Raw genomic sequence first — 5298 nt, forward strand, 5'->3', positions numbered from 1 at the left:
GCTGCACAAGAGGGCTTTAGTTGCTGCTAAAGCCTGGGTCTCACATTACCCTGTTTCGTTAATTATTATCCATACAAGGCACATAACAATAAATTCAAGTTCGTTCCGCTGCGCTCCACCGGACGCCGCTGGGCGGCGTCGCTTAATTTGGCGTTATACCCTTCCAACACTAAACATTTGAGGTAGTAGTGTTTACACTTAAAAAAATAGTAGTCTGTCACAAGAATAAAGTTCTTTACAATGTTGATTGTACTGAACGTTCAGAAAACGATCGAGATAAATTATTAACAACTTTAATTATTGGAGAAAATGGTGTTGGTAAGAGTTTTCTCTTGAAAATAATTGCTGATTTTTTCAGGTTTGTAACATCAGAAAGGAAGTCAGCCAACATAAAGTACGACCAAATAAAGATATCGTATGAATTAAATCGAAAGCACTATGAAATAGAAAAAAATCTTTCAATTCTTACATACAAAAAGGACAGTATTGAAGTTTCAGTACACGATATTGATTTACCAAGTAAAGTTGTCGCATTGTCATTCATGGTAAATGACAAGTTTTCATTTGTTGGTGAAGATGATGACTTTGGACTTTACAGGTATCTCGGTGTTCGAGCTACATCAAATGCAACTTATACAAGTACAATACAAAAAAAACTATTATCATCCATTTTAAAAATATTAGGCAGCAAAAATAGGGTTGAGTCACTTAATAGTATTTTTGATTTTATAGGGCTTAATAATAAAATTGAAATCTCCTACCGATTAAAAAGGAAAACCCTGTTCACCAGAGGTGTCAACAAAAATAACCTTCAAAATAAATTGCAATCGGTTCGCAACAGAAAAAAATATATATCAAATACATCCAATATAACAAACGCATCAATCATTGAAGTCATTGACTTAATTGAAAAAATAAAATCAACAGGCAATTATAATAAAAATGAAATCATATTTTCGTTATCAACACAGGATATAAATAGCTCATTATTTTTAGATAGTACTGATAATCTCGAGCTTATGGAAAAATTAGAACTTATTTCAAGTCCAGAGATAAAGTTTGTCAAAAGCGATATCTTTGATTTTGAGCATACTAGCTCTGGTGAGAAGCACTTTATTTTTACAATGATTAATCTAATCTCTTCAATCGAAAAAAACTCATTAGTTCTGATTGATGAACCAGAACTAAGTCTTCATCCACGGTGGCAAATGAAATACATCAGACTTTTAAAGTCAATAACTACAAATTTCAAGACATCACATTGTCTACTGGCATCTCATTCTCATTTTATGGTTTCAGATCTTGACCCCAAAAGTTCCACTCTTATCTCGTTTTACAGAGAAATAAATAATGGCGTAGAACATAGATCGAGCCAACTAATACCATTTGATACTTATGCATGGTCAGCTGAAAATATCCTCTATGAGGTTTTCAAATTAAGAACTACAAGGAACTCTTATTTTGAACAAGATTTATCTAAATTACTACAACTAATATCAAGTTGTAGCGACGATAAAGAACGAATAAGTTACCTACAGAACAAGCTTGAAGCATATAGATTTAATGATAATGATCCAATAAATGTCATATTAGATCAGTCTAGAAGTTATCTAAAGAGATTTAAGAATGATATCTAGACTAAATGGCTCCCCAACAATTGCAGATGAAATTCTAAACGAAATAGATATATTAAAACCCTTTACGGGTGGTGAATGGGACATAAAAAATAACCCTGCTATTACGAGTTTTAAATCTTCGCTAAAGGGGCAATTGTTGACCATTCAGAGTGAGAATTGTGCCTACTGTGGTCTTCCACTTGATGAGACAGGGAAAACAGAAATTGAACATTTTGCGCCAAAAGGCGGAGTTACAAGACCAAAACATACTGAATTTACATTCACAATAATGAACTTAGTTCTATCATGTACTCTATGTAATAGCCCTATAAAAAAGGGAAACTACGACACAATTAGATCAAAAAGTAACGTTTATGAAAATTGCACATTCAAAATTGTACACCCATATTTTGATGATCATAACCTTCATTACTCTTGGCCTGACAATGATAGAGAGGTTCTAATTCAAGGGATTACTGAAAAAGGAATTGAAAGTATAAGGATATTTAAACTTGACTCAACTCGTCATACGGAAGCTAGGACACGATTAAAAATTAAAAGATATTTAGACAGTAATCCTAGTGGAGCACAAATTATTGCTGATGCTATGGCGTATAGTGGATAGCATTTGGTATATCAAAAATTCCAGGGGACGCCTACGACGCCCCTGAAATTGGCGTTATAAGCCTAAATGGGCTCATCTGTAGTCGGCACTATTTCAGAGTTTTTTTAAATTGCAGAAACACCTCAATATTATTTTTATTTAGAATTATTGGAGATTTATTTTTGATCGTATTTACCATCGCTTCTGTCGTTTCATTTATAATGTGCTTTTTGGTTTTTATAAAAATCAACACATCAGCATGTGAAGATAAAGCTTTCCTGATGAGTAAAGGCTTCAAGCTGATTGTTTTTTCAGGTCTACTTCTAACAAGCTTACAAGGACTCGTAGATTCAATAAACTCTATTCCGATGGTAGAGGAAATGTGCTTGAAATTTCTTGACCAGTATGAAATCGATAGATACACGAATGGAAACTGTAGTGAAATCATAGCTACAGCTGGTGGAACTACTAAATCGTTATTAACACTACTGATGCAAGCTTTTTCTTGGCTTGTACCATTAGTATTCGCAGGCGTTGGCGTTAACATTTTAACTAATGGCGTAGCTCTTCCGGCTAAAAAAAATGACTTAACTGAAGAGAAGCTAATAAAAAAGTTTCATCCAAAACTTCAACCCTTCATAAGCTACATAGTCAAAAATTTAGGCTAACCGGCTTATAACAAGCCCATCCAAGCGACCGCATTCTGCGGCGCTTGATGGGGGCGTTATGTGCAGTACATCATTAATATTGAGGAAGTATCGTGAGCAAAACGAGTAAAGCTCGAAGAGATCAAAAAATGAAAAAAAGAGCTAAGCAGAGTAACAAGAAAAAGAATAATCAGGATTCAAGTAGGAATAAGAGTGCAGATTCATTTCCATCAGTAACACAATTCAAGCACCCTTTATCAAATTTGAACGATGAAGAAAGAAAAAAATTTGTTGAAAAAGTATCCACTGAAAGTAAAAAGAAGCTAGTCGAGTACAGTCAAGACATTGAAAATACACTAAGAGAATATGATCCTATAACTCTAATTTCAATTCTGTCATGTTATTGCTTAACAGTTGGCGGAGGTGATAATGGCGTTCAAGTCAGAGAAGAACCTGACATGTTAAGTCAATCGCATATCGAGTATTTACAAGCGCTTGTGCTTACACTTTCTACAGATGATATTGGTTGGATGCCACCCACACCTGAGGTAGTGGAATCGACACGACAAAAATTAATAGTATTGAGTCAGTCTTTTCATTTTAGTCGTATGAATTCTGATCTTGTAGAATCTTCGGAAAAAGAACTCGCAATTACTCAGATACAAGAAAGTTTCAGAGGAAGCACTCAAGTAGTTCGAAACTGGGGATACTTCTCGCAAGTGAGAAATATATCCATGGAGTTGTATTCGCCTTTCGATGAAATGCTAAAGTCAAAAATTGGTTGCTCATGCACTGAAATAATCAACTTCTTTGAAACTTTAACAGAGATCACAGAAGACAATGTAACAAACCGGTTTAAAAACCTATCTAAATTAAAAAGAATAAAAAGCAAAGAAAAACTGATAATTGAATATTGCAAGCTTATAGGTCAAAGCGAGGAGTATGCTGAAACCTTTAAAGAAAACTTCGATCTAAATAAAATATCACAAAAGAACTTGTTTGTAATGCTCATGTCGCATTACGATATCCGATCAGACGAATGTTATTACATAAACAATAGTGAAATTAAAGGTAGAGCCCGTCTTGATGAAGAAACAGTACTTTCAATATTAAAATTATTATCATACGATCTTGAAGGATTGAGAGAGGCAAAAAAAGAATACTTCTTCTTAGATAATCCTGTATGGGAAAAACCCATAATTAAAACAGATAAGGGTTATTTTTGTGCATTACCTCAGTTATTCTTTAGTTTTATATTAACTACTCTTGATGAAATAATTGAGATTTACGATAAGAAAGGTTTGCATCAGAGAAGGGCTGACTACCTTGAAATAAAGATTGATGAAATCGTTAAAAGAAGGTTCCCAGATTCGAAAACTATTTCAGGTCTCAAGTGGAAAAAAGATAACACCGAGTATGAAACAGATCTGATCACTTTCATTGACTCACAAGCTATAATCATTGAAGCTAAGTCACACCGAATATCAAAGCCTGCTTTAAGAGGTGCTCCAAATCGAATAAAGAGGCACCTTACGGAAATCTTAGTAGACCCAAGCATACAGTCTGTAAGACTTAAAGATGAACTAGATAAAGCTAGACTAAACAAAAGTTCAAATGAATGGGACCAAAAACTTCCAGTAAACATTCATGAGATACATAATATAATTCGTGTATCAGTATCTTTAGAAAATTTTGCATCGTTACAAGCAAGCTTGGATAGCTTCGAAAAAACTGGCTGGTTACCACATGACTTTCAAGCATGTCCTTCCATGACTCTAGCTGATTTTGAAACAGTCTTTGATTTCCTAGACCACCCAGTTCAAATAGTTCACTATTTACGGAGAAGAACAGATTTAGAAGGAAAGGTTAGCTTCAAAGGTGATGAGCTTGATCTTCTTGGCTTGTACCGTGAAACCCTACTAACAGATGAAGAATTATCCTTCGATGATTTAGATAATGTCATAATAACTGGTATGTCTAAGCCACTTGATAAATACTACATATCCAAAGATCAAGGCATAGAAATACCAAAGCCTGCTCCAAAGATTACACAACGCTTTAAAGACATTTTTAAACAGTTAGAAAACCGTTCAACTCCAAGGTGGACTGAGATAGGCTGTATTTTGAATCAAATATCGCCAAGAAATCAAATTGAATTATCTAAACATATAAAGAATTTCAGTAAGATTGTACAGAGAACATGGAGAAATGAAGAGCATAACAACCTAATAGTATTTAACCCTCCTGAAAACTGTGAATACAGTTTAGCTGTTGCCTTGTTCAAAAATGAAAATTCAGACATGAGAGATCATTTTATCAACAGAGCAACGGAAGAAGCTTTAACCCCGGAAAATACCTGAATTCAAGTCATTAGTGCATAACCCATGACTTTTCTTGCATCCATTCCTGTTAACTCTTTGAATGCCTCGTA

4 protein-coding genes are annotated in these 5298 nt (G+C 34.3%); all 4 read left to right on the plus strand.

The genetic code is table 11. The features are described from left to right. The first annotated feature begins 188 nt into the window (after nucleotides 1-188). The 4 genes from Q1B11_RS19845 (at nucleotide 189) to Q1B11_RS19860 (ending at nucleotide 5227) form a co-directional block, all read left to right on the plus strand. The gene (locus tag Q1B11_RS19845; RefSeq protein WP_299735686.1) at nucleotides 189-1637 is read left to right on the plus strand and encodes an AAA family ATPase; all 1449 of its coding nucleotides are present in this window, start codon (nucleotides 189-191) and stop codon (nucleotides 1635-1637) included. Beyond that, the gene (locus Q1B11_RS19850) at nucleotides 1627-2241 is read left to right on the plus strand and encodes a hypothetical protein (protein WP_299735688.1); all 615 of its coding nucleotides are present in this window, start codon (nucleotides 1627-1629) and stop codon (nucleotides 2239-2241) included. Before Q1B11_RS19845 ends, Q1B11_RS19850 begins: the two co-directional genes overlap by 11 nt. Nucleotides 2242-2402: 161 nt before the next feature. After that, entirely contained in the window at nucleotides 2403-2888 is a 486-nt protein-coding gene (locus Q1B11_RS19855; protein ID WP_299735690.1) for a hypothetical protein, read from the plus strand. Between the two features lie 128 nt (nucleotides 2889-3016). Next, nucleotides 3017-5227, plus strand: a complete 2211-nt coding sequence (locus tag Q1B11_RS19860; RefSeq protein WP_299735692.1) for a hypothetical protein — start codon at nucleotides 3017-3019, stop codon at nucleotides 5225-5227. The last annotated feature ends 71 nt before the right edge of the window (nucleotides 5228-5298 follow it).

The organism is uncultured Endozoicomonas sp., assembly GCF_947495845.1.
GTDB lineage: Bacteria > Pseudomonadota > Gammaproteobacteria > Pseudomonadales > Endozoicomonadaceae > Endozoicomonas.